The organism is Sphingomonas sp. CCH15-F11, assembly GCF_001557005.1.
GTDB lineage: Bacteria > Pseudomonadota > Alphaproteobacteria > Sphingomonadales > Sphingomonadaceae > Sphingomonas.
The window spans coordinates 1-3452 of record NZ_LSKG01000036.1; the positions used below are offsets into that span (position 1 = coordinate 1).

At 64.0% G+C, this 3452-nt stretch carries 3 protein-coding genes and 1 pseudogene; all 4 read right to left on the minus strand.

The features are described from left to right. The coding region (locus AX709_RS03645) for a tyrosine-type recombinase/integrase (RefSeq protein WP_156454141.1) at positions 1-668 on the minus strand (668 nt) is incomplete at its 3' end. Positions 669-985: 317 nt separating this feature from the next. Then, on the minus strand, positions 986-2542 hold the full coding sequence (gene guaA / locus AX709_RS03650; RefSeq protein ID WP_066476856.1) for a glutamine-hydrolyzing GMP synthase: 1557 nt from the start codon (positions 2540-2542) through the stop codon (positions 986-988). 51 nt (positions 2543-2593) lie between these two features. After that, a complete protein-coding gene (locus tag AX709_RS03655) occupies positions 2594-3007 on the minus strand; it encodes a hypothetical protein (protein WP_066546931.1) in 414 nt (137 codons plus the stop codon). 53 nt (positions 3008-3060) lie between these two features. Further along, positions 3061-3452: pseudogene (locus AX709_RS18835) on the minus strand (hypothetical protein); the annotation flags it as partial.

Consider the following 3452-nt stretch of genomic DNA (forward strand, 5'->3'; position numbering starts at 1 on the left):
GGCAGCGTCGCCACATGCTCGATCTGGCTGAGCATGATGCGGATCTCCGCCGGAGACAGGGATCGGTCCTTCGGCACGAAGGTCGCGATCGACGCCGGGCCAACTTCGTCGGCCGGGTTAGCGACCTTCTCGCCATGCAGAATGGCGAAGGCGAAGACCAGCTTCACGATGTCCCTGACGTGGACCGCCGTTGCCGGAGCTCCACGCTCCTTCACCTTCGCACACAGCCCGCGCAGATCCTCCGGCAGGATCTCCGGCAGCAGACGGTTGCGAAACGCCGGAAGAATGTCGCGCTCAAAGATTGATCGACGCATGGCGCGCGTGCTGTCCGCCATTCGCGCTTCCTGAAGCCAGCGCTCACCGAACTGGCCAAAGCTCTTCGCCTCCTGGAGGCGACGCTTCTCGCGCTGCTTTTCCTGCGCCGGCGAGCGGCCCTCCGAAATGGCGCGTCGAGCATCGACCACCTTCTCACGCGCCCGAGCCAGGGAGAGCCCAGCGGGACCGTAGCGCCCCAGCGTCAACGTCTCCCGGCGGCCGTTCAGTCGGTAGTCCAGGCGGAAGACGATCGCGCCCGAGGGCTGGACCACGACATACATACCGTCACGGTCCACGATCTTGTATAATTTCTCTTTCGGTTTCAGTGTCTTAATGACGGCGTCGGTCAACATCCACACCCTCCAGGTTGGTCAAAATATGCCGGAGAGCGCCCAATTATACCGTCAGGCCAAAAACGGCCCTTCTGATTGGTATTTTCCATGCGTTTACATAGCATTACGCCGAAAAATATACCGTCAAAAGCTCTCTTAGCCCTGACGGTATATGCGATTTTCGACTGAGACAAGATGCGCCATACCGTCAACCATACCGTCATTCCGGAGGCTAACCCAGCGATAGATGCCGAAAGATTCCGAGATATTTATTTATATATTTCAGTCACTTATATCGCATCGTGGCGTATTTTTGGATACGCCCGGATGGGCAAAAATCATTCCCACTCGATCGTGCCGGGCGGCTTGCTCGTATAGTCGTAGGTGACGCGGTTGATGCCGCGAACTTCGTTGATGATGCGCGTCGCGACGCGGGGCAGGAAGTCTCCGGGAAAGCTGAAAGCCTCCGCCGTCATCCCGTCGGTGCTGGTCACGGCACGCAGCGCCAGCACATTGTCGTACGTGCGCCCGTCGCCCATCACGCCGACGCTGCGCACCGGCAGCAGCACCGCAAATGCCTGCCAGATCGCATCGTACAGCCCGGCATTGCGGATTTCCTCCAGATAGATCGCATCCGCCTTGCGCAGGATGTCGCAGCGCGCCTTGGTGACTTCGCCGGGGATGCGGATGGCCAGGCCGGGCCCCGGAAACGGGTGCCGCCCGACGAAGATGTCGGGCAGCCCCAGCTCGCGACCCAGCGCGCGGACCTCGTCCTTGAACAGCTCGCGCAGCGGCTCGACCAGCTTCATGTTCATGCGTTCGGGCAGGCCACCGACATTGTGGTGGCTCTTGATCGTCACCGACGGGCCGCCCGTGAAGGAAACGCTCTCGATCACATCGGGATAGAGCGTGCCCTGCGCCAGGAACTCCGCCCCGCCGATCTTGCGCGCCTCGTCCTCGAACACGTCGATAAACGTCTTGCCGATGAACTTGCGCTTGGCCTCCGGGTCGGTGACGCCGGCCAGGCCATTGAGGAACAACGTCTCCGCATTCACATGGACGAGCGGGATGTTGTAATGGCCGCGGAACAGGCTGACGACCTGATCCGCCTCGCCCGCGCGCATCAGGCCATGGTCCACGAACACGCAGGTCAGCTGCTCGCCGATCGCCTCATGGATCAGCACCGCGGCGACCGCCGAGTCGACCCCGCCCGACAGGCCGCAGATCACCCGGCCCTTGCCGACCTGCGCGCGGATTTCGGCGATCTTGGCGGCGCGGAACTCGGCCATCGTCCAGTCGCCCTTGAGGCCGCAGACATGGCGGGCGAAATTGGCGATCAGCCGCGCGCCGTCGGGCGTATGAACCACCTCCGGGTGGAATTGCATCGCATAATAGCGCCGCGCATCGTCGGCGATCACGGCAAAGGGCGCGCCGGGGCTGGACGCGACGGCGCGGAACCCGGGGGCGAGCGCAGTCACCTTGTCGCCGTGGCTCATCCACACCTGGTGCGTCTCGCCTTCCGCCCACATGCCGTCGAACAGCGCGCAGCGATCGTCGATGGTGATGAAGGCGCGACCGAACTCGCCCGAATCGCCCAGCCGCACCTCGCCGCCCAGCTGATGCATCATCGTCTGCTGGCCGTAGCAGATGCCCAGCACCGGCAGGCCGCTGTCAAAGATCGCCTGGGGTGCGCGCGGGCTGCCCTCGTCCAGCACCGATGCCGGGCTGCCCGACAGGATGATGCCGGCGGGCTTCATCCGCGCAAAGGCGGCTTCCGCGGCGTTGAACGGCGCGATCTCGCTATAGACGCCGGCCTCGCGGACGCGGCGTGCGATCAACTGCGTCACCTGGCTGCCGAAATCGACGATCAGGATCGATTGCTGGGGAGTTTCCATGCCGCGACCCGATAACCGGGTCGCGGGCGCGTGGAAAGGGCGCAGGCGGGATCAGCGAGACTGAGAGATGCCGTCCGCCCCGAAATTGAAGTATCGCCGGGCACCGGGCTGCTGTGACCGCTCGGGATGGGCGGTCACCTCAATCGCCACGCCGTCCAAATCGTTTGGCGGCTTGATGAAGCAATAACCGAAGCGAATGTCGCGCGCGCGCTGAACTTCCATGAACTGGTTCAGCCAGCGGAGCCGCTCCGCGGGCAGCGGGACGTCATTCCATCTGAGCGACGTCACGCGCGTCCCTTGCAAGTCACGGGTCGATTCATATTTGATCTCGGCGATCCCGGCTGCGCAGCGCGCTGTCTCCGACCGCATTAGCCAGGGTATTTCGGGCTCATGCGTCGTGATGCCATGATAATCGCCACGAATCGTGACCGTCTGCACCGCTACCAGGAAAAACAGGCTCAACATCAACGCGACTCCGTGCGGCGGGTCGTCTACCCGATCATCGCGTCGACCTTAGATCAGCGCGCAGCGACGTCGAAGCCCTCGATCACCACGCGCGGATATTCGCCGGTCACGATCGTGCAGCGGAAACGCTGTTCCTGCCGATCCGCGTTGCGATAGCCGTCGCGCAGTTCGATCGTGCCCTGGACGTACCAGCTGCCGTCGCGGCGGGCGTCGACATCGGTGATGTCCTGCACGCGTGCGAGCGGCGCGAGGCGTCGGCCCTCGTCCTCCGCCGCGACCGCGCAGCTGTCGACGGCGGCGTCCTCGGTGTAGGTCGCGGGCGGTGCAGTGTCCTCGTTACCGGTTGCATCCCCAGCCAGGTCGGCGAAATCGTCGTCCGCCCGAGGATCGCGCGAACTGCGATCCCAGTCGGCGGGCGGCGGCAACGGCGGATCGATCGTGTCCC